Here is a 21,620-nt window from a genome sequence, read left to right on the forward strand (position 1 = left end):
TCCGTGACCGGCACTCAGGGCAGGTTCTCGCGCAGGAAGATGTCGATGCGGATCCGCTCCTGCTCGGCGATGATCGCCTCGTCGAGGCCGCGCGACAGGAGCAGTCGGGCGGCGGAGCGCGCCTCGTGGCCGGGGTTCTGCGCGATCACCGCATCGGCGACGCCGGCGAGCAGCAATTCGCGCGACAGCGCGGTCAATTCATGCGCCACGAAGACCAGGCGCGGCGTCTTGCGGGCCGCCTTCAGCGCCGCGGCGACACCCTGGTTGCCGGCGCCGGCATTGTAGAGCGCAACGAGATCCGAATGGGCCTTCAGCAGATCGCGGACGGCGGTCTCGGCGAGATCGCGATCGTCGCGCATCTCGACGACCGGCAGGATGCGCAGGCCGGGGAACTCACGGCCGAGCAGCTGCGAGAAGCCGAAGCAGCGCTCCATGTGGTCGCGTAGCGACAGCGATCCGACCAGCACGCCGACGGCGCCCTTCTGCCCCGCCAGGAAGCGACCGAGCAGCATCGCGGCGGTGCGGCCGGCGGCGCTGTTGTCGATACCGACGAAGCGCAGGCGTCGCGAGGCCGGCACGTCGGAGATCAGCGTCACCACCGGCACGTCGTCGGCGACCAGCCGGTCGATGGAAGCCCGCACCAGCGGATCGTCCAGCGCGACGACGGCCACGCCGTCATAGGCGCGCGGCAGTTCGTCGAGCGCGGTTGCCAGCGCCTGCGGATCGAAGACGTCGACCTCGACCCGGTCAACGAAGGCGCGGTTGCGCGCCAGCCAGTCGCCCATGGTGGCGATCTGGGTGGCAAGATCCTGCATGAAGGCGTTGGTGCCGGTCGGCAGGACGAAGCAGAAGCGGTGGCGCGAGCGCCGTGCGAGACCGGCGGCCAGCGGGTCCGGCCGGTAATGCAGCCGGGCCATCGCGTCGCGGACCTTCGCGACGGTCTTGGCCTTGACGTTGGGGCGGCCGTTGATGACGCGATCGACCGTGGCACGCGACACGCCGGCCTCGCGGGCGACGTCGACCAGGGTGCTCTGCGGGTGGTCCTCCATGGCGCGGACGCTAGCCGGAATTGGTTGAGTTACGCAACTCAAAATCCAGCCCGTCAGGGCGCTGCCCGGCTCGGGCGGCCGCTTCCACTCAAGTGCTGTTGATCAGTGGAAGCCCGCAACAGCTGCAACCTGCAGGGCCGGAGGCGGTTGGACCTTCGACGAGCCGGCTAGCTGCAGGGGAAGACGATGGCGATGATCACTATGAACCGACGACGCTTCATCGGCGGTGCCGCAGCCGGCGCGGCGACGCTGGCTGCTTGGCCGCGCGCCGCCAAGGCGCAAGTCGAGCCGCCTTTCGCCAAGCGAATCCCGTCTTCCGGACAGGCACTCCCCGTCATCGGCCTCGGCACGTGGATTACCTTCAATGTCGGCAACGATCCGGCCACCCTGGCCCAGCGGACCGACGTCATGCGCGCCTTCTTCGAGATGGGCGGCGGGATGATCGACTCCTCCCCGATGTATGGCTCGGCGCAGGCGACAGTCGGCCACGGCCTGCGCGAGATCGGCATCCCGGAAACGCTGTTCGCCGCCGACAAGGTCTGGACCTCCGACGCCGACGACGGGCCGTCGCAGATCGCGGAGACGCAGGCGCTCTGGGGCGTGCCGCGCTTCGGCGTCCTGCAGGTCCACAATCTGCTCGGCTGGGAAGGCCATCTCGATACGCTCGAGGCGATGAAGGCGGAAGGACGCATCGGCCATGTCGGCATCACCACCTCGCACGGACGCCGGCACGACGAGGTCGAGGCGATCATGCGCGAGCGGCCGATCGACTTCGTCCAGCTGACCTACAACATGGCCGACCGGGAGGCCGAAGCGCGGCTCTTGCCGCTCGCCGCCGAGCGCGGCATCGCGGTGATCGCCAACCGGCCGTTCCGCCAAGGTGCCCTCGTCGACGCTGTGCAGGGCGCGCCACTGCCGGCGGTCGCGGCCGAGATCGGCGCGGCGAACTGGCCGCAATTCCTGCTGAAGTTCATCGTTTCGCATCCGTCCGTCACCGTCGCCATCCCGGCGACGCGGCGCGTCGAGCATCTGCGCGAGAACATGGGTGCCGCGCAGGGCCCGATGCCGGACGCGGCGCTGCGGGCGGCGATGGCGCGCGCCTTCGAGAGCCTGTAAAGCCGAACCATGCTCGATGATCTGACGACCTACCGGCTCCAGGACTTTCTGCTGTTCGACGCCGCCACCTATGAGGGGCTGTTCGCCCAGATGAACGGCTCGCTGTGGCTGCTGCCGGCGGCGACCGTGCTGGCAGGGCTCGCAACCCTCGTGGCCATCCGGATGAAGGCCCGGGCCGCCATGCGCATCGCCGCGGCGGTAATGGCCGCCGCCTTCGCGCTCTCGGCCACGCTGTTCTTCCTCGGCGTCTACGCGACGATCAACTGGGCGGCGGTCTATCCGGCATGGCTGTTCTTCGGCCAGGCCGGACTGCTCGTCGTGGTCGGGACGCTCGCGGGCCGACTCGATCCGCTGGTCGACCGGAATTCGCCGCGCGCACTGGTCGCCACGATCGTCACGATGCACACGCTGCTCGTCCATCCGCTGGTGGCGTTCGCCACCGGCCGCGAATTCGCCGGCCTCGAATGGTTCGGGCTGGCGCCCGATCCGACCGCCATGGCGGCGCTGGGGCTGCTCGCCTTCAGTCGCTCGCGCTGGCGCTTCCTGCTGGCGCTGGCGCCGGTGCTGTGGCTGTCGGTGAGCGTCCTGACGCTGTGGACGCTAGAACTCGACGGTCAGGCGGCCGTGCTGGCGGCCGGCTCGGTTTTGGGTATCGTGGCGCTGTTCCTGCCGGCATCGGCGAAAAGAGCGCGGGTGTCTCCGGCGGCGCAGCCCGGCGCGGCGCAGGAGAGCCGCCCAGCGGCGGCCGAAACGCAGCGTTCTGCTCGCCAGCCGAAGCAAGCGGCAACAGCGACGCTGGTGCCGAGTGCCCCGGTCAGAAGCGATACCAGACGGCGCTGATCAGCCCCCGCTCCCGCAAGGCGTTGTGGCCCGCGACGGTGGCGAAGGCGCCGGCCTGGAGCGACCAGCGGTCGTTGAGGTCGTAGACGAGCGAGCCCTGGGCCTTGTGATAGGCGTAGGAAGCGCCGTCGCCGCCGGCGGAGATCGTCGAGAAGCCCTGTGCCAGCAGCAGGATGTCGTCCCACGGCCTGATCCCGAAGTTGACATCGAGCCGGACCTCGTCGGGACCGTCGCCGAGTGCCAGGCGATAGCCGGCCTGGGTGTCGACGAAGGCAGGATAGTCGCCCAGCGAGAAGCCGTAGCCTGCCAGAAGCCGCGGCTCGATCTGCGGCGCGGTCCAGTCGAGGCCGGCAAATCCCTCGTCGCCGCCGACCGCCTGGGCCCGCTCCAGCCGGCCCGAGAGCTGGCCGGAGACGACGACCCCGCTGTCCTCGAACAGAGCCAGGCGGGCGCCGAGCGAGGCGTCGAAGAGTGCGGGGCGAGCCGCCGGCGGGTCGCCGTCGCGCTCACCGCCGAACTCCCCGGTGCCGACGAGTGTCAGGCGGTCGGTCAGCCCGTATTCCAGCAGCAGGCTGACCGTGCCCTTCTCGAAATCCGGACGCTCAGTGACGTTGGACTGCGCATCGAAGATGCTGTCGGCCGTCGCATAGAGGCCGGTGACGATCGCCTGGCCGGTTCCTTCGGCCAAGGTCCAGGCGCCAGCCAGCGCCCCGGTCGGCCGAATCGCGGCCACGAGGATCAAGGCCAGCAAGGCAGAACGTCTTCCCGTCCGTCGCGACATTTGCCGGCCCGCCCACAACCCGAACGGGGATTCATGCTGCAGCGGTTGCCGGGTTCTGGCAACGGCAAAGAAGGCAGTGAGCTGCAGAATATTCCCTAAAGGAAGAAACTGTCGCTTCCATGTGACTCCGCCGGCGTCGCGGCAGGCTCCCGGCACAGCGACCGAGGCGAAAGCAGCAGTTCCGTTCCGCCCGACGGCCCGGTAGATTGCGGACGACACGAAGACCGGCGGCAAGCCGGCAGCGCGTCGGGGAGGATCATATGACCAGCCGCTATCACGAGACTTATGCCGCCTGGCGCCGCGACCCGGAGGGCTTCTGGCTCGCCGCTGCCGCCGACATCGCCTGGACGAAGCTGCCCACAAAGGCTTTCGACCCGGCCGCCGGCGTCTACGGCCGCTGGTTCCCGGACGGCGAATGCAACACCTGCTTCAACGCCCTCGACCGGCATGTCGAGGCGGGACGCGGCGACGCCATCGCGGTGATCCACGATTCCGCCATCACCGGCCGGCAGCGGCACGTCAGCTACGGCGAATTGCTGCGCGAGGTGCAGGCACTGGCCGGCTCGCTGGCCGACCTCGGCGTCGGCAAGGGCGACCGGGTGCTGATCTACATGCCGATGGTACCCGAGGCGGTGGTCAGCATGCTGGCCTGTGCCCGCATCGGGGCGATCCATTCGGTGGTGTTCGGCGGCTTCGCCGCGCCGGAACTGGCGACGCGCATCGACGACGCGACGCCGACGGTGATCCTGTCAGCCTCCTGCGGCCTCGAGCCGACCCGCAAGGTCGAATACAAGCCGCTGCTCGACCGGGCGATCGACCTCGCCGCCCACAAGGTGTCGGCGACGATCGTCCTGCAGCGGCCGGAGCTGGCGTGCAGCATGGTCGCGGGCCGCGATCACGACTGGGCGGCGTTGCGGGAGGCGGGGCTGGCCTCGCTCGACGCCGGCCGGGTCGTCCCCTGCGTGCCGGTGCAGGCCACCGACCCGCTCTACGTCCTCTACACCTCCGGCACGACCGGCCGGCCGAAGGGCGTGGTGCGGGACAATGGCGGCTATATGGTCGCGCTCTCCTGGTCGATGCGGGCGATCTTCGACACCGGCGAGGGCGAGACCTTCTTCTGCGTCTCCGACGTCGGCTGGGTCGTTGGCCATTCCTACATCGTCTATGGGCCATTGCTGCGCGGCGCGACCACGATCCTCTTCGAAGGCAAGCCGGTGGGCACGCCGGATGCCGGGACGTTCTGGCGCGTCGCCGCCGAGCACGGCGCCAAGGCGATGTTCACCGCGCCGACGGCGATTCGCGGCATCCGCAAGGAAGACCCGGAGGGTGAACTGCCTGGCCGCTACGACCTGTCGAAATTCGAGGCGCTGTTCCTCGCCGGCGAGCGCGCCGATCCCGAGACGCTGATCTGGGCGGAAGAGGCGCTCGATCGCCCGGTGATCGACCATTGGTGGCAGACCGAATCCGGCTGGCCGATCGCCGCCAACCCGAAAGGGCTTGGCCTGCTGCCGGTCAAGCGCGGCAGTCCGGGCGTCGCCATGCCGGGCTTCGACATCCGGATCCTCGACGCGTCGGGCCAGGAGGTCGAGGCCAACGAGATGGGCGCCATCGCGCTGAAGCTACCGCTGCCGCCGGGCGCCCTGCCGAGCCTCTGGAACGCCGACGACCGGTTCCGCGAGAGCTATCTCGAGGCCTATCCCGGCTATTACTCGACCTCCGATGCCGGCTTCGTCGACGACGAGGGCTATGTCTACGTGATGGGCCGGACCGACGACGTGATCAACGTCGCCGGCCACCGGCTCTCGACCGGCGAGATGGAGGAGGCGGTCGCGGGTCATCCGGCCGTTGCCGAATGCGCGGTGATCGGCATGCGCGACGAATTGAAGGGGGAACTGCCCTGCGGCTTCGTCGTGCTGAAGAACGCCAACCGCCAGGATCGCTCGGAGATCGAGCGCGAGCTGGTCGCGCTGGTGCGCGACCGCATCGGGCCGGTGGCGGCGTTCAAGCGCGTCGTCGTCGTCGATCGCCTGCCGAAGACCCGCTCGGGCAAGATCCTGCGGCGGACGATGAAGGCGATCGTCGACCGCGACGAATTCGACATGCCGGCGACGATCGAGGACCCCGGCGCGATCGACGACCTCAAGCGGGCGGTGGAAGGCTGAGCTTCTATTCCGGGCGGATGCGGCCCGCGACACGAACCTGCCCGTCAGGGCCGAGGCGGATCAGCACGATCTCACCGGAAGCCGGGAAGATGTCGGTGAGCGCGGTGATATTCACCTGATGGGTGACAAGCACGGCCTTCTGCCCGGCCGAGTCGAGCGCGGCGAGCCGCGCCGTCAGCGCGGCGGTCTGGTCGGCGGCCGTCTGTCGATTCTGGAAGAACGAGTCGAGGGCGGGCTCGGGGGTCACCGGGCCTACGGAGAGCAGGTCGGCGGTCTCGACGGACCGGCACCAGCGGCTGGTCAACACGGTGTCGACGGCGACGTTATTGGCCCGCAGGCGCTCGCCAATCCGCCGCGCCTGCTGGCGCCCCGTCTCGGACAGGATGCGCTGGGTGGCGCAGTCGCCGAGGACGAAATTCGCCGGATCGCCGGTGCCCGGCGCCAGCGCATGGCGCATCAGGAGATGCGTCCCCGGCGCCCGGGCCTGCTCCCAAGCATCCTGCGCGAGCGCAGGCAAGGCGGCGAAAAGCATCGAAGCCAGCAGGACGAGGCGGGTGATGAAGGCGGGCATGAATTCTCCGTCGGTGGCGCCTGTTGCTATCTCGGCGGCAAATCCCGTTCCGCCAGCCTTCGCCCTCGACACGAGCGCGTGAGCGACAATCGGGCGCAGACCGACGTCTGCGACCTCGCCCGTCCCCATCGACAGTTTCGCTTCCCGCCGTTTCCAGCTAGAAGCCGCCGGCACGCCATTAGCAGGGCAGACCCTTGATGACCCAAGCCTCCACCGACAACGGCGAAAACCGCGCCCATGTGCTCGCCGAGGCCCTGCCCTTCATGCAGGCCTACGAGAACAAGACCGTCGTGGTGAAATATGGCGGCCATGCCATGGGCGATCCCGAGCTCGGCAAGGCCTTCGCCCGCGACATCGCCCTGCTGAAACAGTCCGGCATCAACCCGATTGTCGTGCACGGTGGTGGACCGCAGATCGGCCGCATGCTCACCCAGCTCGGCATCGAGTCGCGCTTCGAGGGCGGCCTGCGGGTCACCGACGAGGAGACGGTGAAGATCGTCGAGATGGTCCTCGCCGGCTCAATCAACAAGGAAATCGTCGCGCTGATCAATGCCGAGGGCGAGTGGGCGATCGGGCTCTGCGGCAAGGACGGCAACATGGTCTTCGCCGAGAAGGCCCGCAAGACTGTCGTCGATCCGGATTCCAACATCGAACGGGTGGTGGATCTCGGCTTCGTCGGCGAGCCCGTCGAGGTCGACCGGACGCTGCTCGACCTTCTGGCGCGCTCCGAGATGATCCCGGTGATCGCGCCGGTCGCACCCGGCCGCGACGGTGCCACCTACAACATCAACGCCGACACGTTCGCCGGCGCCATTGCCGGCGCGCTGCAGGCTTCGCGCCTCCTGTTCCTCACCGACGTACCGGGCGTCCTCGACCGCAACGGCCAGCTGATCAAGGAATTGTCGGTCGCCGAGGCGCGCAGCCTGATCCGCGAGGGCACGATCTCCGGCGGCATGATCCCCAAGGTGGAGACCTGTATCGAGGCGATCGAGCGCGGCGTCGACGGCGTGGTCATCCTCAACGGCAAGACCCGCCACGCGGTGCTGCTGGAGCTGCTGACCGAGCACGGGGCGGGCACGCTGATCGTCCGCTGACCCGTCAGGTCGCCGCGCCGAGCAGCGTCAGGATCGAGGCGGCGATGATCAGGCAGCCGACCAGCTCGAGCGGCGCAATCTTCTCGCGGAACCAGAACACCGACGAGGCGAAGGTGAAGACCAGCTCGATCTGGCCCAGCGCCCGGACATAGGCGACCTTCTCCAGCGTCATCGCGGTGAACCAGCCGGCCGAGCCGGTCACCCCGACGAGGCCGACGAGCAGCGCCGGCCGCCAGGCCCGCGCGACGGCGGCAAGTTCCGCCCGGTCGCGCAGCAGCATCCAGGCCAGCATCACCAGGGTCTGGATGCCGGTCGCGAAGACCAGCGTCGTCGCGGCCCGGATCAGCACCCCGCCGTCCTCCAGCGACAGCGACGCGCCGCGGAAGCAGACGGCCGAGACGCCGAAGAGCGCCCCCGAGAGGATGCCGATCCCCGCCTCGCGCGAGAACAGCGCCTTGCCGATCCTGACATCGCCGCGTCCCGCGACCGATATCAGCGCGACGCCGAAGGCGCCGGCGAGGATGGCGGCGAAGGCCAGCCAGCTCACGGTCTCGCCGAGCAGGATCAGGCCGAAGATCGCGGCCTGCACCGGCTCGGTCTTCGAATAGGCGGTGCCAACCATGAAGTTGCGGAAGGCGAAGAGATAGACCAGCAGGAAGGTGGCGAGGATCTGCGCCACGCCGCCGACCGTCACGGCCAGCAGGAAGACCGCGTTGGGCGTCGGCAGGGGCATGTCGCCGATGCGGTGCAGCGCAACGAGATAGAGCACGGCGAAGGGAAACCCGAAGCCGAAACGCGCGAAGGTCGCGCCGGTTGAGCCCATGCGCCCCTTCAGCTGCCGCTGCAGGCCGGAGCGCAGGTTTTGCAGGAAGGCGGCGGCGATGGTAATGGGGATCCAGAGCGGCACGGCGGACCTGTCAGGTTTTCGTCAGAACCTCCGCTCCACCATTCGGTAGCGCTTGGCAAGGCCGCCTTAGCTTCTCACCCCGGAATCCATGACCGCACAGACCACCATCCGCCAGACGGCCGAGGCGACGCCCCAGGATTTTGCGCATGTGCGCGACTGGGTGTTCGATCTCGACAACACGCTGTACCCGCGACACTCGAACCTGTTTTCGCAGATCGACGTCCGGATGACCGAATTCGTCGCCGACTTCCTGTCGTTGCCGCCGGACGAGGCGCGGATCATCCAGAAGGATTTCTACCGGCGCTACGGCACGACGCTGCGAGGGCTGATGCAGGAGCACGACGTCGATCCGGACGCGTTCCTGCAATATGTCCACGACATCGACTATTCCTGGCTCGACCCCGATGCGGCCCTCGGCGACGAGATCAAGGCGCTGCCGGGGCGCAAGTTCATCTTCACCAATGGAGATCGCGGCCACGCCGAGCGGGCGGCGCGCCAGTTGGGCATCCTCGATCATTTCGAGGACATCTTCGACCTCGTCGCGGCCGGCCTCGTGCCGAAGCCGGCGAGCGAGACCTACGACAAGTTCATGGGGCTGCACCGGGTGGAGGCCAGCCGTGCCGTGATGTTCGAGGATCTCGCGCGCAACCTCGTCGTGCCGAAGGCGCTGGGAATGCAGACGGTGCTGATCGTCCCGCACAATCTCGAGGAGACCTTCGGCGACATCTGGGAGCACGAAGGCCGTGAGGGCGAGCACATCGACTACGTCACGGACGATCTGAAGACGTTCCTGCGCTCCATCCGCTGAAGGTCAGGCCGGGGCGAAGCAGTAGCCCACGCTTGCGATCGCTTCCCGGAGGTCTTACTCGCCGAGAAGCGAGCGGCCCCGCTGGGCAAGCCCCTTGTCCGCATCAGCGGACGAGCCGCCCTTTTCCGGCTCGACCGACTTGTCGCCGCTGTCGCCGCCATTCTGCTCGAAGATCGACGCCATCTGCTCCCGGCCGTTCGGGGCAACGCCCGCCTTGGCGCTTTCACGCTCGCGCTGGCTCTGCGTGTCGCTGTCGCTGCGACCGGCAGGCTCACGGGTCTCGTCAGGGGCGATGTGTTCCGGCGTGTCCTTGTCCTGCTGACTGCGGATCAGTGTCGAATCGGAAGGCTGGTCTGCTTGGCCTGACATGGTCTGCTCCGTCTGCATCGGGGGATTGCCCCATTCGGAGGGCAACGGGCGACCGAACGAGCCGTTCCGCGAAACGGCGCGACTTGTCGGGATATAACGTGGTGAAGGGAAGGCCGAAAATCAGCCGCCGACGCAGATGACCGGGAAGATCGAATCCTTCACCTCGGCGGTGGCGTCGGGGACGCTGGCCAGCGGCTCGGATGCATCAGCGTGTGCGAAGGCGATGCCGTTTTCCGACAGGAAGGCGGTCGCCGCACCCGGACGGATGGCGAAGTTGATCGACTGCGGGATGTCGCCGGTGGCGTCGGCCACAGCGACCGCATTCAGCTTGGCGGTGACCACGCCGACGACGCGGCCGGCAAGATCGATCAGCGGACCGCCCGAATTGCCCGGCTGGACGGGCGCCGAGATCTGCAGATAGCGCTCGTCGTTCATAAGACCGAGCAGCGAAGAGACGTTGCCGCGGGTCACGTTGAGCGAATCGGCGAGGATCGAGCGGAGCGGGAAGCCGAGGGCGAGGATGTCTTCGCCGAGACGCGGCTTCTCGGCCGAGATCTCCAGCGGTTCGCCCAGCGCCCGGTCGACCTTGATCAGCGCGAGGTCGTTTTCCGGGTCGATGATCGTCTGGGAAACCACATCGCCTTTACCGACGAGGACCCGCGTGCAGGCATTGACGACATGGGCGTTGGTCAGAAGCCAGCCGTCGCGCGACACGATGAAGCCGGAGCCCGCCATGTCGAAGGCCGGCGCCTCGTTCGGCACCATGTCGCCCGGAACCTCGAAGAGATTTGGCTGGGTCGGGTCGATCGAGGCCATGGCGTAGCGGGCATCGGCGGAGCTGCCCAGGCCCTGCTCGCGCTTGCGGGCGAGCAGGGAAGAAAAGGCATTCGGTTCGTTGGCCGCAACGAGCGGGGCCTGCGGCTCGCCGGCGAAGGGATCGAACAGGTTGGATGCGACGACGACGTAAGGAGCCACGCGATCGGCTTCATCGGCCTCGTAGGAAACCGAAAAACCCCGGAGATCGCCGCCGCGTGCCGCAAAGCGCATGTAGTAGCTGCGGCCGGCTTCCTTGCCGCGCACGACGAACCACTCGCCGCCGAAGACGGAATCAGCAACGGTGCGACTGTCGGTCGGCTCGCTCAGGACCTCGAACAGACCGCTCAGCGTCTGCCCGGTATCGGCGATCCGGATCGTCTCAATCTCGATACTGTCATCGGCCGAGCGCCAGACATTGCCGACTTCCGTCTCGCCGCGGTCCTGCGCCAGCGACAGCGGCAGCAACATCCGCGCGCCCGTTGCCGCGTCGTCCACCAACGTTGCGCCAACGCCGCTCTGGGCACGGTCGGACAGGTCGACCAGCAGCTTCAGCATTGGCTCGTCGATGATGCCGGTGGCGATCATGCCGTGGCGTGCCTGGAAATCGCGGATGGCGCGCAGCGACGCGGCGCCGATGTCGCCATCGAAGGCGCCGACATAGTCGCCGGTCCAGGCAAGGCGCGTCTGCAGTCCCTTGCGGAAGGCGGCATCCGTCTGGGCGTTATAGGCCAGCGCCAGTTCGGAGGGCTGTGCGGCGGGCGCCTGCGCCATCACCGGCGTTACCGCCAGTGCCGTCGCTGCAATCAAAATCTGGGCCCCGCGCCACATGTCATCCCCCTTTTGACGAAACGGTGACAGCCGAAGTAACGCAGCTTATTCCGTTTGGTTGCGCGGACTTTTACTTTTTCTTAAGACGGTTGCGTATGCAATTTTTCGTGCGGCCCTTGGCTCACACGAAGTTGAACGCCGAGTTCTGCTTCATACGTCTCTCAGACCGATGCACTCCTGTGCGGCAAGGCGCCGGGCTCGTCGCCCAGGCCGACGGCCTCGATGCGCTCGCCCCGGCGCATGAGCTTGTCGGTGGAGACGAGGATCTGGTCGATGTCGCGGCCGGCCTGGCCGAAATGCCCCTTCAGCGCGGTCACGCGGGCGTCGAGGCGGGCGAGATCTTCGGAAAGCAGACGCACTTCCTGCTGGATGCGGCCGGCCTCCGCCCGCATCCGCGAGTCTTTCAAGATGGCCTGCACGACCTGGATCGACAGAAGCAGCAGCGAAGGCGAGACGATTACCACCCGGGCGCGATGCGCCTTCTGCACCACGTCCTCGAAATGCTCGTGCAGATCGGCGAACACTGCCTCGGACGGCACGAACAGGAAGGCAGTGTCCTGGGTCTCGCCGGGGATCAGATATTTCTCGGCGATCGCCTTCACGTGCACGTCCATGTCGCGGCGCATGCGGTTTGCCGCAAAGGCGCGCGCATCGTCGGTGCCGGCCTCGCGCAAGGCCGAGAACGCCTCCAGCGGAAATTTCGCGTCGATGGCGAGGCTCGGCGCGCCGTTCGGCATGCGGATCAGGCAATCCACCCGCTTGCCGTTGGAGAGCGTTGCCTGGAACGTATAGGCCGCACTCGGCAGCGCGTCGGCGACGATCGCCTGCATGCGTCCCTCTCCGAAGGCGCCGCGGGACTGCTTGTTGGCCAATATGTCCTGCAGCCGGACGACCTCGCCGGCGAGGCCGCGGATCTCGCCCTGCGCCCGGTCGATGACCGCAAGGCGCTCGGCCAGCGCGGAGAGCGAGGCCTTGGTGTCGTGCGTGGTCTGCAGGATCGACTGGCCGACGCGGGAGGAGAGCCCGTCGAAGCGTTCGGCCAGCGTTCGGGTGAGATCGGCCTGCCGCGCGCCGAAGATCTCCGCCATGGTCTGCATGCGGCCGGTGATCTCGGCCTGGGATTTCAGCACCGCGTCCAGCCGGTCGGCGGCCTCCGCCTCGCGCTCGGCTGCCTCGGCGGCCCGACCGGCAAGGCGGGCGGCTCTGCGCCACAGGATAAAGAACAGCAGAGCGAGCCCCGCCAGCGCGATCTCGGTCGGCATGACCGGATGGCCAAAAAGACTGCCGACCGGGCGGCTGATGAAATCGGCGAAAGCGGCATTGTCCATGTCGCGACCCTACCGGCGATTCGTAAACGAATCGGATCAAAACAGGAACATCCTCGCATCTCCGCTCAATCCGGGCCAGCGCAACGCTTTGCAGCCCTCGCGCACGATTGACCGGCCTGACGCCAGCGATTACGTGAGCGCCATGACGATCCGACCCCTCATCATCCTGCCCGATCCGGTCCTGCGCCAGGCATCAAAGCCCGTCGAGCGCGTCGATGCGCAGGTCAAGAGCCTCGCTGACGACATGCTGGCGACGATGTACGACGCCCCCGGCATCGGCCTTGCGGCCATCCAGGTGGGCGAGCCGCTGCGGCTGCTCGTCATCGACGTCGCCAAGGAGGACGAGGAGAAGACGCCGCGGGTCTATCTCAACCCGGAGATCCTCGCCCAGTCGGACGAGATGAACGTCTACGAGGAAGGCTGCCTGTCGATCCCGGACTATTACGCCGAGGTCGAGCGGCCGGCCGGCGTGACGGTCCGCTATCTCGGGCTCGACGGAAAGCTGCACGAGGAGAAGGCCGACGGCATTCTCGCCACCTGCCTGCAGCACGAGATCGACCATCTCAACGGCGTCCTGTTCATCGACTACATCTCGAAGCTGAAGCGCGACATGGTGGTGAAGAAGTTCACCAAGGCGGCCCGCAAGACGACGGCCTGACGATGGGCCTGCGCGTCGGATTCATGGGCACCCCGGCCTTCGCGGTTCCGACGTTGCAGGCGATCGTTGCAGGCGGCCATGAAGTTCCCGCCGTCTACACCCAGCCGCCCCGCCAGGCCGGCCGGCGCGGCCTGACGCTCACCCCCTCGCCCGTGCAGGTGGCCGCCGAGCGGCTCGGCCTTGCCGTGCGCAGCCCGATCAATTTCCGCGACCCGGCCGACGTCGAAGCCTTCGAGGCGCTCGGGCTCGATGTCGGGGTGGTGGTCGCCTACGGCCTGCTGCTGCCGCAGGCGATCCTCGACGCGCCGCGCTTCGGCTGCCTCAACGGTCACGGCTCGCTGCTGCCGCGCTGGCGCGGCGCGGCGCCGATCCAGCGGGCGATCGAGGCCGGCGACGCCGTCACCGGGATGATGGTGATGCAGATGGAAGCGGGTCTCGATACCGGCCCGGTCGCGCTGACCGCCGAGACGCCGATCGGCGACACCGAGACGGCGGGCGAGCTGCACGACCGGCTGGCCGCGATGGCCGCTTCGCTCATGGTCGAGGCGCTGGCGAAGCTCGAGGCCGGGACGCTGACCTTCGAGGACCAGGACGCCCTCGCCGCACGCACCGGGCGTGAGCCCATCTATGCCCGCAAGCTGACCAAGGCCGAGGCGGCGATCGACTTCGGCGGCGGAGCGGAAGGCATCGCACGCAAGATCAACGCCTTCGCCCCGGCGCCTGGGGCGTTTTCGGAGATGACGCTGGGCGGCACGAGCGAGCGAGTGAAGATCCTCCGCGCCCGGAAAGAGAACGCCGAGGGCGAGGCAGGCACGACGCTCGACGACCGGCTGCTCGTCGCCTGCGGAACGGGCTCTGTGCGGCTTCTGGAGCTGCAGCGGCCGGGCGGACGGCCGATGCCGGCGAACGAATGGCTGCGCGGCAACCCGATCGCCGCCGGGACCCGGCTCGTGGCGGCCGCCACGGCTTGAGCAAAGCCGCATGCGCCAAAGACGGTAGCGACCGGCGCCTTATCCTTGTAGCGACAGGCTCTCCGAACACCGCAAAGGGCGACGACCCGCCGATGCCCCGATACAAGCTCACCATCGAATATGACGGCACAAGCTATTGCGGCTGGCAGCGGCAGAAGACCGACCTCTCGGTGCAGGAAGAGATCGAGCGGGCGGTCGCCGGGTTCAGCGGCGAAGACGCGACGCTGTTCGGCGCCGGGCGCACCGATGCCGGCGTGCATGCCACCGGGCAGGTTGCGCATCTCGATCTTTCCCGCGACTGGGAAACGGACGTCGTGCGCGACGCGCTGAACGCGCATCTGCGCGACGCGCCGGTGTCGATCCTGGCGGTCGAGCGCGTCGGCGAGGATTTCGACGCCCGCTTCTCCGCCCGCCAGCGGCATTACCTCTATCGCATCTTCAACCGCCGGGCTCCGCCGGCCCTTCTCGCCGGACGGGTCTGGTGGGTGTCACGGCCGCTCGATGTCGAGGAGATGCACCGGGCTGCGCAACGCCTTGTCGGCACGCATGACTTCGACACGTTCCGCTCGGCCCATTGCCAGGCGAAGAACCCGATCCGCACGCTGGAACAGCTCGACGTCCTCCGCGGCCCGGGCGACGAGATTCACATCCACGCCCGGGCGCAGTCCTTCCTGCACAACCAGATCCGCTCCTTTGCCGGAACGCTGAAGCTGGTCGGCGAAGCTCGCTGGAGCGAGGCGGACCTAGTCGCCGCGCTCGAAGCCCGCGACCGGACCCGCTGCGGCCCCGTCGCGCCGCCGGACGGGCTGTATCTGACGCAGATCACCTACGGCACGGCGCCGAAGCGGACGCTGCCGGCCTATACGCCGGCAGCCGCCGAGACGGCCCCCGAGCGCATGCGCTGAAAATATTCCGCCGAAATGTCTCGGCGCCTTTCGTCCCAAGGGGATAGGCCCCGCTCAGGACGCTTGTCCGCCCCCGCGCTGCCGCCTTTCTGCCACCCGGCGGTTGAAAAACATCTCAAAGCAGATATCCTTGGCTCCTCAATCGAAGCCAGAATGACCGGCGCCGCAAGGGCTGCTCGGCGACATGTTCTGTGCTGATCAACCGTCCTCCGATGCGCCTGACGATCAGGTCTGCCGGCATTCCGGCTGGGACGACTGTCATAGATGGAGTCACGATGACCAATATGCTTCGCAATACACTACTGTCGACCGCAATTTCGGCCACTGTCCTTGCAACCGGAGCCGCCTCGGCAGCCACCCTTGAGGAAATCCGCGAAGGCGGCACGGTCCGCATCGCGGTGGCCAACGAAATTCCTTACGGGTTCATGGACATGAGCGGCGAGGCGAAGGGCGCCGGGCCGGACGTCGCCCGCCACGTCTTCGAGCAGATGGGCATCGAGGACATCGAGTGGACGAGCACGAACTTCTCTTCGCTGATTCCGGGCCTGCGCGCCGATCGCTTCGACGTCGCCGCCGCCGAGATGGCTGTCCTGCCGGACCGTTGCCAGAGCGTGATCTATTCGGAGCCGAACAGTTCTTACGGCGAGGGTCTGCTGGTCGCCGCCGGCAACCCGAAGGATCTGCACAGCTACGCGGCGTTCGCCGACCATGACGGCAAGGTGGCGATCATGGCCGGTGCCGACCAGCTGGAAATGCTGCAGAAGCTCGGCGTCCCGGAAGACCGCATGGTAACGATCGCCAGCAACGCCGATGCGATCTCCACCGTCTCGACCGGCCGGGCCGATGCCTACGCTGCGACCAGCCTGACGGTCAGCGAACTGGCCGACAAGGATGACGGTGTCGAGAGCGCGGGTTCGTTCGAGGATCCGGTCATCGACGGCGCTGAAGTCCGCAGCTGGGGCGCCTTCGCCTTCGCCAGCGGCTCCACCGAGCTGCGCGACGCCTTCAACGAAGAGCTGACGAAGTTCAAGCAGACCGAAGAGTGGCGCGAGATCCTCTCGGGCTACGGCTTCTCCGAGGCCGACATCGAGGGCTCCGGCCAGCGCACGACGCAGGAGCTCTGCGACTCCTCCAGCTGATAGCTGGGCACAGACAGAATTGGGGCGCTGGCGGGCGGAAGCTCGCCGGCGCATTTCGGTCGTCCGTCAGGATCGGCCACCGGCCGGTTGGAACACTGACGCATGGAATGGTTAGCCTATCTCGGGCCGCTCTCTGAGGGCGCCCTCGTCACCGCGCAGATCGCGGTCGCCTCGATGCTGCTCGGCGCGGCGTTCGCCTTCATCTTCGGAATCGGTAAGCTGTCGCGGGTCAGGGCCATCCGCTGGCTGTCGGTCTCCTATATCGAGATCTTCCGCGGCACTTCGCTGCTGGTGCAGCTGTTCTGGCTGTACTTCGCGCTGCCGCTGGCGGGCGAGGCGGTCGGCATCGACCTCCGCTTCGACCCGGTCACCGTCGGCATCCTGGCGCTGGCGCTGAATATCGGTGCCTACGGGGCAGAGGTGGTGCGCGGCGCGCTGCAGGCGGTGCACGGGGACCAGTTCGAGGCCGCCAGGGCGCTGAACTTCACCGACCGCCAGGCGATGTGGCGCATCGCCCTGCCACAGGCGATCCCGGAGATGATGCCGACCTTCGGCAATCTCGCCATCCAGAACCTCAAGGATACCGCCCTGGTCTCGCTGATCAGCCTCGCGGACCTCGCCTTCCGGGCCGAACAGATCCGCAATTTCACCCAGGACAGCGTCACCGTCTATTCGCTGGTGCTGCTGATGTATTTCGGCATGGCGCTCGTCCTGTCCGGTTTCATGAAGCTGCTCGAGCGCTCGGTCGGGCGCTGGCGCCGGACGGGAGCGTAAGCCATGCTGTTCGGTTACGAATGGGACACGTCGAGCAATCTCGCCTTCGCGATCTCGATCCTGCCGATGCTGCTCTGGGGCCTGGTGGTGACGATCCAGGCCACGGCGCTCGGCTTCGTCATCGCGCTGGTGCTCGGCCTCTTCCTCGCGGTCCTCAAGGCCGCGCCGACGCGGCTGATCGCCTGGCCGGCCAAGGCGATCGCAGAGTTCCTGCGCGATACACCACTGCTCGTGCAGCTGTTCTTCCTTTATTACGTGCTGCCGGAATTCGGCATCGTGCTGCCGGCCTTCATGACCGGGGCGCTGGCGCTGGGGCTGCAGTACAGTGCCTACATCTCAGAGGTCTATCGCGGCGGGCTCGAGGCGGTGGATCGTGGCCAGCACGAGGCGAGCCGCGCTTTGAACATCGCCTCCGGCCGGACCTTCACCCGCATCGTGCTGCCGCAGGCGATCCCGCGTATCATTCCGGCTCTCGGCAACTATCTCGTCTCGATGATGAAGGACGTGCCGATCCTGTCCGTCGTGACCGTGCTGGAAATGCTCAACGTCGCCAAGATCATCGGCGACCGGACCTTCAACTATCTGATCCCGCTGTCGATGGTCGGCGGTCTCTACCTCATCCTGACGCTCATCGCCGCCGCCGGCGTGCGGGCGCTCGACACGAACCTGCCGAAGAGGGGGCTGCCGCTCCGATGACCCAGCCGATCATAGAATTCGAGAACGTCGTCAAGCGCTTCGGGCCGGTCACCGTGCTCGACCGGCTGAACTTCAGCGTTCAGCCCGGCGAGAAGGTGACCATCATCGGGCCTTCCGGCTCGGGCAAGTCGACGGTGCTGCGCATCCTGATGACGCTGGAGACGATCGACGACGGGATCGTCCGGGTCGAGGGCGAGCCGCTGTGGCACGAGGAGAGCGGTGGCGAGCTGAAGCCGGCCGGGGAAGCGCATCTGCGCCACATGCGCGAAAAGCTCGGCATGGTGTTCCAGAACTTCAACCTGTTCCCGCACATGACCGTGCGGCGCAACCTCACCGAGGCGCCGCGCACCGTGCTCGGCCTGCCGAAGGCCGAAGCCAACGACCGCGCCGAGGAACTGCTCGACATGGTCGGGCTGGTCGACCAGGCGGACAAGTTTCCTGGCCAGCTCTCCGGCGGCCAGCAACAGCGCGTCGGCATCGCAAGGGCGCTGGCGATGCGGCCGAAGGTGATGCTGTTCGACGAACCGACCTCGGCGCTCGACCCCGAACTCGTCGGCGACGTCCTCAACGTCATCCGTCAGCTCGCCGAGGAGCACGACCTCACCATGCTGCTGGTGACCCACGAGATGCGCTTTGCCCGCGAGATCTCAGACCGGATCCTGTTCTTCGACGGCGGCACGATCTGCGAGGAAGGCACGCCCGCGACGATCTTCGGCGAGCCGAAGCAGGAGCGCACGCGCGAATTCCTCAAGGCGGTGCTCGACAACGGCTGAGCCCTCGGCTCAGACCAGCGGCACGCCGGTGAGATCCATGACGGCGCCGTAGCTGACCAGCGACGAGACGACCATCAGCGTGGTGACGGCGAAGGCGCCGCCGATATCCTTGCCGGTGGCGACATAGATCAGCCGCACCGTCAGCCCGATCGAGGCGAAGCTGACGATAACGCCGAGCAGCGCCGTCGCCTCGCTGGCGCCGAGCAGCAGCAGGAGCAGCCAGTACGGGGCAAAGGCCCAGGCCAGCAGCGCGCCGCCCCAGTTGGTCGCGACCACCAGCGGCACGATCTTCTTCGAATAGCCGATATGCCTGGCTGCCAGCATCAGGACGATGATCGGCAGCAGCCAGCCGGTGACGTCGGCGAGCGCATGCGCGGCGTAGATGATGACGGGACCGGCTTCAGCGACCGGGGCGTCGCGCTCGATGGCCTCGTATTCGATCCAGGAGAGCGCGATCGGCGGCAAGGCCACGACGATCGCCGAGAACGACTGCCAGAACCCGTCGGCCGACAGATCGAGGCGCCGCAGACCCTCGCTCTTGCCGCTCATCAGCAGCAAAGCGCCGGAGAAATACCGCAGCACGTCGTCGAAACTCGGCACCAGATCAGGGGCGGGCGGCAAACCAGCGGGTGATGAAGGCTTCATAGATCTGCGTCAGTCCTTCGAGATCGACCAGAGCGACCCTCTCATTGGCCATGTGCATCGTCTTGCCGACAAGTCCGAATTCGACAACCGGACAACAATCTTTGATGAAGCGGGCGTCGGAGGTGCCGCCGGATGTCGACAATTCCGGCGTCCGGCCCGTCACTTCGGCGATCGCTGCCATCAGCGACTGCGTCAATGCGTCGTCGCGGGTGACGAAGGCTTCGGCCGGCCGCTCGCGCCAGACGACCTCCACCGCGGCGGCGGCGCGCCCCGGCCGCAGAAGGGACGTGCCGGCCGCCAGGTCGATCCGGCGCTGCAGTTCGTGGGCGAGCGTCTCCGGGGTCCAAAGATCGTTGAAGCGGACGTTAAAATAGAGGCGGGCGCGGGCCGCGATGACATTGACCGAAGGATTGCCGGTATCGATCGACGTCACCTCGAGATTCGACGCCGGGAAGCGGTCGGTGCCCTCGTCGAGAGGGTCGGCCATCAGCGCCTCGGCGATGGCGACGACGGTGCGCACAGGATTGTCGGCGACATCGGGATAGGCGACGTGGCCCTGGAGGCCGGTCACCCTCACCTCGCCCGAGAGCGAGCCGCGCCGGCCGACCTTGATCATGTCGCCCAGCACCGCACGGTTGGTCGGCTCGCCGACGACGCAGGCGTCGAAACGTTCGCCGCGTTCCGTGGCCCAGTCGAGCAGCTTGACGGTGCCGTTCACCGCCGGTCCCTCCTCGTCGCCGGTAATCAGCAGCGAGATCTGGCCGGCCGGGAGGTCGCCCCGCGCTTCGAGCCGCGCCACGGCGGCGACGAAGGCGGCGATCCCACCCTTCATGTCGACCGCGCCGCGCCCGAACATCTCGCCGTCGACGATTGCGGCGGCGAACGGGTCGTGGAGCCAGTCGCCGCTGTCGCCCGGCGGGACGACGTCGGTGTGGCCGGCGAAGGTAAGATGCGGCCCGGTCTCGCCCTTGCGGGCAAAAAGGTTCTCGACATCGGGCGTGCCGGTATCGCTGAACACCGGGCGCTCGACGGCGAAGCCGAGCGGCGCCAGCATCGCGGCAAGCGTGGCAAGGGATCCGGCCTCCTCCGGCGTGACGGAGGGGCAGCGGATCAGCGCCGCGAGGACGGCGGATGGATCGGTCGTATCGGTCATGTCCCCAGATAGCCGAGATGATGCGCGCCCGCCACAGATGCCTGGGGACCGACCACGGTGCCGGTTCTCCCGGGCTTTGTGGCGGCCGCGCCACGTTTCCGCCGCGTTCCCGGCTGAAAGCGTTAACCGGGGTTAATTGCTGCGAGGGGACTTCATGGGATCGGGGGATCGGGCCGCCACCGGCGTGCAACGGCTTCGTCTGTTGCCGCTCGCCGGCATCGCGGCGCTTCTGGCGCTCTCCGGCTGCATTGCCGACGGGCCGGGTGGCTCGCCGCTCGCTCTAGGCGCCGCGGCCACCGAAGCCGACGCGACCGAAAAGACCGAAACCGCCGAAGCTGCTCCTGCCACCGCGCCGTCCGAGAAGGACGTCAAGATCGCCGCTCGCGAAGCCCGCCAGGCAGCCGAGTCAGGCACGATTTCCGGCAGCGCCGCGCTCGACCAGCTGATCGAGAAGCACGCGCTGAATGCCGGCATCCCGCCCGCACTGGCCTATGCCGTCGTCCGCGTCGAAAGCCGCTACAATCCCAAGGCCAAGGGTGCCGGCGGCGTCTACGGGCTCAGCCAGATCAAGCCGGCGACGGCGCGCAGCATGGGCTTTGCCGGCTCGCCGAGCGATCTGTTCGACGCCGACACCAACCTCACCTACGGCATGAAGTATCTGAAGGGCGCCTGGGAACAGGGCGGCCATGACGTCTGCAAGGCGTCGATGAAATACAAAGGCGGCCACCGCACCACCCGCATGAGCCAGTCGGCGGCGCGCTACTGCTCGGCGGTGAAGGCCCACATGGCCGAGGTCAACAAGCGGCGGGGCGTGGCAACGCCGGCCGAGGCGGCGCCGGAAGAGGAAAAGGGCCTGCTCGGCACGATGATCGCCGCGATCCAGCCGAAGCCGGCGTCGGCGAGCGAGACGCCGGCGGCAACGGCACAGGCGGCCGCGAAAGTTCAGGCAAAGCCCGCCGAGGCGACCGCAACCGCGTCGGTCGCGTCACCGGTCAAGCCTTCGGCACAGACGGCCGTGGCGACTGCCCTCGCCCCGACGGAAAAGACCGCCGTTCCGTCCCTGCCCACATCAGCCGAGACGACCGAAGTGGCCGCGGCGCCGGTTCCGTCATCCGCCAAGGGCGGCCGGGTCGCCGCCGTGACGGAAGAGCCCGGCATCAACGACGATGCGCTGGCAGCGCGCATGGGCTTCGACGACGAGGTCGCGCCCCTTCTGCGCGGTGCAGAGGCTGAGTAA

Annotated in this window: 22 protein-coding genes; 13 read left to right on the forward strand and 9 right to left on the reverse strand. The window is 67.7% G+C overall.

Features of this window, described 5'->3' with window-relative positions; translation table 11 throughout:
• Positions 1-14: 14 nt before the first annotated feature.
• Positions 15-1,049 (reverse strand): LacI family DNA-binding transcriptional regulator, encoded by a 1,035-nt coding sequence (locus GTW51_RS05720; protein ID WP_163042931.1) that lies wholly within the window; start codon positions 1,047-1,049, stop codon positions 15-17.
• Between the two features lie 195 nt (positions 1,050-1,244).
• Here GTW51_RS05720 and GTW51_RS05725 point away from each other — a divergent pair, with 195 nt between their 5' ends.
• Positions 1,245-2,165 (forward strand): aldo/keto reductase, encoded by a 921-nt coding sequence (locus GTW51_RS05725; protein ID WP_425483229.1) that lies wholly within the window; start codon positions 1,245-1,247, stop codon positions 2,163-2,165.
• A gap of 9 nt (positions 2,166-2,174) precedes the next feature.
• Complete coding sequence (locus GTW51_RS05730; protein WP_163042932.1) at positions 2,175-3,005, forward strand: DUF6064 family protein; 831 nt, start codon at positions 2,175-2,177, stop codon at positions 3,003-3,005.
• On the opposite strand, the gene GTW51_RS05735 is transcribed toward GTW51_RS05730, so the two are convergent.
• Positions 2,980-3,756, reverse strand: coding sequence for a hypothetical protein (locus tag GTW51_RS05735; protein WP_163042933.1), 777 nt, complete (start codon positions 3,754-3,756; stop codon positions 2,980-2,982). The two genes, GTW51_RS05730 and GTW51_RS05735, sit on opposite strands and share 26 nt — an antisense overlap.
• A gap of 290 nt (positions 3,757-4,046) precedes the next feature.
• Here GTW51_RS05735 and GTW51_RS05740 point away from each other — a divergent pair, with 290 nt between their 5' ends.
• The gene (locus tag GTW51_RS05740) at positions 4,047-5,948 is read left to right on the forward strand and encodes a propionyl-CoA synthetase (protein WP_163042934.1); all 1,902 of its coding nucleotides are present in this window, start codon (positions 4,047-4,049) and stop codon (positions 5,946-5,948) included.
• 4 nt (positions 5,949-5,952) lie between these two features.
• Here GTW51_RS05740 and GTW51_RS05745 read toward each other — a convergent pair whose 3' ends face one another.
• Entirely contained in the window at positions 5,953-6,519 is a 567-nt protein-coding gene (locus tag GTW51_RS05745; RefSeq protein WP_163042935.1) for a histidine phosphatase family protein, read from the reverse strand.
• Positions 6,520-6,716: 197 nt separating this feature from the next.
• Here GTW51_RS05745 and argB point away from each other — a divergent pair, with 197 nt between their 5' ends.
• The gene (gene argB / locus GTW51_RS05750) at positions 6,717-7,613 is read left to right on the forward strand and encodes an acetylglutamate kinase (RefSeq protein ID WP_163042936.1); all 897 of its coding nucleotides are present in this window, start codon (positions 6,717-6,719) and stop codon (positions 7,611-7,613) included.
• Positions 7,614-7,617: 4 nt separating this feature from the next.
• Here the strand turns inward: argB and GTW51_RS05755 are convergent, their stop codons facing one another.
• Entirely contained in the window at positions 7,618-8,520 is a 903-nt protein-coding gene (locus GTW51_RS05755) for an EamA family transporter (protein ID WP_163042937.1), read from the reverse strand.
• 88 nt (positions 8,521-8,608) lie between these two features.
• Between GTW51_RS05755 and GTW51_RS05760 the strand changes: the two genes are divergently transcribed.
• Positions 8,609-9,328 (forward strand): pyrimidine 5'-nucleotidase, encoded by a 720-nt coding sequence (locus GTW51_RS05760; protein WP_163042938.1) that lies wholly within the window; start codon positions 8,609-8,611, stop codon positions 9,326-9,328.
• 54 nt (positions 9,329-9,382) lie between these two features.
• Here GTW51_RS05760 and GTW51_RS05765 read toward each other — a convergent pair whose 3' ends face one another.
• The 3 genes from GTW51_RS05765 to GTW51_RS05775 form a co-directional block, all read right to left on the reverse strand.
• Complete coding sequence (locus tag GTW51_RS05765; RefSeq protein ID WP_163042939.1) at positions 9,383-9,697, reverse strand: hypothetical protein; 315 nt, start codon at positions 9,695-9,697, stop codon at positions 9,383-9,385.
• A gap of 120 nt (positions 9,698-9,817) precedes the next feature.
• The gene (locus tag GTW51_RS05770) at positions 9,818-11,341 is read right to left on the reverse strand and encodes a serine protease (RefSeq protein ID WP_163042940.1); all 1,524 of its coding nucleotides are present in this window, start codon (positions 11,339-11,341) and stop codon (positions 9,818-9,820) included.
• Positions 11,342-11,502: 161 nt separating this feature from the next.
• On the reverse strand, positions 11,503-12,669 hold the full coding sequence (locus tag GTW51_RS05775) for a DNA recombination protein RmuC (RefSeq protein ID WP_163042941.1): 1,167 nt from the start codon (positions 12,667-12,669) through the stop codon (positions 11,503-11,505).
• A gap of 142 nt (positions 12,670-12,811) precedes the next feature.
• On the opposite strand from GTW51_RS05775, the gene def reads away from it, so the two are divergent.
• The 7 genes from def (at position 12,812) to ehuA (ending at position 18,585) form a co-directional block, all read left to right on the forward strand.
• Positions 12,812-13,327, forward strand: coding sequence for a peptide deformylase (gene def / locus GTW51_RS05780; protein WP_163042942.1), 516 nt, complete (start codon positions 12,812-12,814; stop codon positions 13,325-13,327).
• Between the two features lie 2 nt (positions 13,328-13,329).
• Positions 13,330-14,298: a methionyl-tRNA formyltransferase gene (fmt, locus tag GTW51_RS05785; RefSeq protein WP_163042943.1), complete on the forward strand. Its 969-nt coding sequence runs from the start codon at positions 13,330-13,332 to the stop codon at positions 14,296-14,298.
• Positions 14,299-14,390: 92 nt separating this feature from the next.
• On the forward strand, positions 14,391-15,203 hold the full coding sequence (truA, locus tag GTW51_RS05790) for a tRNA pseudouridine(38-40) synthase TruA (RefSeq protein ID WP_163042944.1): 813 nt from the start codon (positions 14,391-14,393) through the stop codon (positions 15,201-15,203).
• A 275-nt stretch (positions 15,204-15,478) separates the two neighbouring features.
• The gene (gene ehuB / locus GTW51_RS05795) at positions 15,479-16,342 is read left to right on the forward strand and encodes an ectoine/hydroxyectoine ABC transporter substrate-binding protein EhuB (RefSeq protein WP_163042945.1); all 864 of its coding nucleotides are present in this window, start codon (positions 15,479-15,481) and stop codon (positions 16,340-16,342) included.
• A 102-nt stretch (positions 16,343-16,444) separates the two neighbouring features.
• Positions 16,445-17,116, forward strand: coding sequence for an ectoine/hydroxyectoine ABC transporter permease subunit EhuC (gene ehuC, locus GTW51_RS05800; RefSeq protein ID WP_163042946.1), 672 nt, complete (start codon positions 16,445-16,447; stop codon positions 17,114-17,116).
• A 3-nt stretch (positions 17,117-17,119) separates the two neighbouring features.
• Positions 17,120-17,812 carry an ectoine/hydroxyectoine ABC transporter permease subunit EhuD gene (gene ehuD, locus GTW51_RS05805; protein WP_163042947.1) on the forward strand — a complete coding sequence of 231 codons (693 nt, stop codon included), beginning with the start codon at positions 17,120-17,122 and terminating at the stop codon, positions 17,810-17,812.
• Positions 17,809-18,585, forward strand: a complete 777-nt coding sequence (ehuA, locus tag GTW51_RS05810; protein ID WP_163042948.1) for an ectoine/hydroxyectoine ABC transporter ATP-binding protein EhuA — start codon at positions 17,809-17,811, stop codon at positions 18,583-18,585. The genes ehuD and ehuA overlap by 4 nt, the downstream gene beginning before the upstream one ends.
• Positions 18,586-18,594: 9 nt before the next feature.
• Here the strand turns inward: ehuA and GTW51_RS05815 are convergent, their stop codons facing one another.
• On the reverse strand, positions 18,595-19,185 hold the full coding sequence (locus GTW51_RS05815) for a hypothetical protein (RefSeq protein ID WP_163042949.1): 591 nt from the start codon (positions 19,183-19,185) through the stop codon (positions 18,595-18,597).
• A gap of 4 nt (positions 19,186-19,189) precedes the next feature.
• Entirely contained in the window at positions 19,190-20,383 is a 1,194-nt protein-coding gene (dapE, locus tag GTW51_RS05820; protein ID WP_163042950.1) for a succinyl-diaminopimelate desuccinylase, read from the reverse strand.
• Between the two features lie 154 nt (positions 20,384-20,537).
• On the opposite strand from dapE, the gene GTW51_RS05825 reads away from it, so the two are divergent.
• Complete coding sequence (locus GTW51_RS05825; RefSeq protein WP_163042951.1) at positions 20,538-21,620, forward strand: lytic transglycosylase domain-containing protein; 1,083 nt, start codon at positions 20,538-20,540, stop codon at positions 21,618-21,620.

It is taken from the genome of Aurantimonas aggregata (assembly GCF_010500835.1).
GTDB lineage: Bacteria > Pseudomonadota > Alphaproteobacteria > Rhizobiales > Rhizobiaceae > Aurantimonas > Aurantimonas aggregata.

Bases quoted from the DNA above. Each gene is read 5' to 3' on its own strand.
- GTW51_RS05770 (WP_163042940.1), bottom strand. From the start codon at position 11,341: ATGTGGCGCGGGGCCCAGATTTTGATTGCAGCGACGGCACTGGCGGTA.
- GTW51_RS05740 (WP_163042934.1), top strand. From the start codon at position 4,047: ATGACCAGCCGCTATCACGAGACTTATGCCGCCTGGCGCCGCGACCCG.
- GTW51_RS05765 (WP_163042939.1), bottom strand. From the start codon at position 9,697: ATGTCAGGCCAAGCAGACCAGCCTTCCGATTCGACACTGATCCGCAGT.
- ehuD (WP_163042947.1), top strand. From the start codon at position 17,120: ATGCTGTTCGGTTACGAATGGGACACGTCGAGCAATCTCGCCTTCGCG.
- GTW51_RS05730 (WP_163042932.1), top strand. From the start codon at position 2,175: ATGCTCGATGATCTGACGACCTACCGGCTCCAGGACTTTCTGCTGTTC.
- truA (WP_163042944.1), top strand. From the start codon at position 14,391: ATGCCCCGATACAAGCTCACCATCGAATATGACGGCACAAGCTATTGC.
- GTW51_RS05775 (WP_163042941.1), bottom strand. From the start codon at position 12,669: ATGGACAATGCCGCTTTCGCCGATTTCATCAGCCGCCCGGTCGGCAGT.
- GTW51_RS05720 (WP_163042931.1), bottom strand. From the start codon at position 1,049: ATGGAGGACCACCCGCAGAGCACCCTGGTCGACGTCGCCCGCGAGGCC.
- fmt (WP_163042943.1), top strand. From the start codon at position 13,330: ATGGGCCTGCGCGTCGGATTCATGGGCACCCCGGCCTTCGCGGTTCCG.
- GTW51_RS05745 (WP_163042935.1), bottom strand. From the start codon at position 6,519: ATGCCCGCCTTCATCACCCGCCTCGTCCTGCTGGCTTCGATGCTTTTC.
- ehuB (WP_163042945.1), top strand. From the start codon at position 15,479: ATGACCAATATGCTTCGCAATACACTACTGTCGACCGCAATTTCGGCC.
- argB (WP_163042936.1), top strand. From the start codon at position 6,717: ATGACCCAAGCCTCCACCGACAACGGCGAAAACCGCGCCCATGTGCTC.
- GTW51_RS05825 (WP_163042951.1), top strand. From the start codon at position 20,538: ATGGGATCGGGGGATCGGGCCGCCACCGGCGTGCAACGGCTTCGTCTG.
- dapE (WP_163042950.1), bottom strand. From the start codon at position 20,383: ATGACCGATACGACCGATCCATCCGCCGTCCTCGCGGCGCTGATCCGC.
- GTW51_RS05760 (WP_163042938.1), top strand. From the start codon at position 8,609: ATGACCGCACAGACCACCATCCGCCAGACGGCCGAGGCGACGCCCCAG.
- ehuA (WP_163042948.1), top strand. From the start codon at position 17,809: ATGACCCAGCCGATCATAGAATTCGAGAACGTCGTCAAGCGCTTCGGG.
- ehuC (WP_163042946.1), top strand. From the start codon at position 16,445: ATGGAATGGTTAGCCTATCTCGGGCCGCTCTCTGAGGGCGCCCTCGTC.
- def (WP_163042942.1), top strand. From the start codon at position 12,812: ATGACGATCCGACCCCTCATCATCCTGCCCGATCCGGTCCTGCGCCAG.